The following is a 1,155-nucleotide window of genomic DNA, read 5'->3' as shown; positions in this document are numbered from 1 at the left end:
ACTTTCACGTTCAGCGCGACGTCCTTGCCGGTCACCGACTTCAGGGCAACCTTGAGAGCGTCGAGATTCTTGTCCGAGAGCGCCTCCGCCACGGTGACATCAGCGGTCGCCTCGCCCTTGAACTTGGCGACGAGGGCGCGGTAGGCGCGGATGACGTCAGCCACCACGAACAGGCGGCGGTTGGCGGTCAGCACTTTCAGGAAATTGGCGGAGATGCCGGCGATGCCGGCCTTGTCCAGCACGGCCGTCAGGGCCCTGGACTGGGCATCGGCCGCAAACACCGGGCTGCGGACGAGGCGCTTCAGATCGGCGCTCTCGCTGAGCATGGCCTCGAACCTGTCGAGGTCGGCCTTGACCTCGTCGACCACTTTCTGGTCGCGGGCCAGTTCAAACAAGGCCGTTGCATAACGGCCGGACACACCGGAAACGGAGGTATCTTCTGCAGCCACAGACGCGCTCTTTTAGCTGTCAAATTCGCAAGGGAAAAACCGTCGCCACGAAGCGGCGCCTAGCGATCCAAGCCCTTGGAATTCAAGCGGGACTTCGATTTTCGACCAGCACGGGAAGTGCCGGGCTCGTTAAAATCGCGGCTTTGCTAACATAGCAGGCGCGCACGTGCAACATGACGCCAAATTAAAGGCATGACGTTCTGTCGCCAGTTCGTCGCAGCCGGCGATACGCAAACGACGAGCTGAGCACCGACTTGCACGGCGGCCTGCCGCGCCACGGAATTGCCGCGAGCCTTACGTCGCCGTCACCCCCGATTGTTCCTGCCCTCAGCGCATAGCGGCCATGAACACGGATCGCTGAGGCGTGATTCCCGCCTCCTCAGTTCCACCCGGCGAATACTTACCCAACTCTAAACACGGGGAGCTATGACTTCGTTTTACAGTATTCGTAAGTAATACTGAAGTTAACGAATCGTTAAATCCAAATATTACGGAATATCGCCTGAATATCAGAACAGGTCACAAGATATTTCATGACGACAAAGAACAGATTTACTGCCCAATTCATGCCGCATTGCGAAAGGAAACGCCAATCCGCTCACAACCTGATGGGGGCTCCACTGGCCACATATGTGGCAATACTAGCTTAGGGACCATTAAATGCTGTCTTTCAAGACGTTGGGCACTGTGACCCGGCCGCGCACGG

1 protein-coding gene is annotated in these 1,155 nt (G+C 57.7%); it reads right to left on the bottom strand.

Annotated elements, in window-relative coordinates; genetic code table 11:
- Positions 1–449: F0F1 ATP synthase subunit delta (locus tag AC1D00_RS42165; RefSeq protein WP_477014782.1), on the bottom strand; the 449-nt coding region annotated here is incomplete at its 3' end.
- Between the last annotated feature and the right edge of the window lie 706 nt (positions 450–1,155).

This window comes from Bradyrhizobium sp. P2_E8 (genome assembly GCF_056403875.1).
This window is presented reverse-complemented; position numbering and strand designations above follow the sequence as displayed.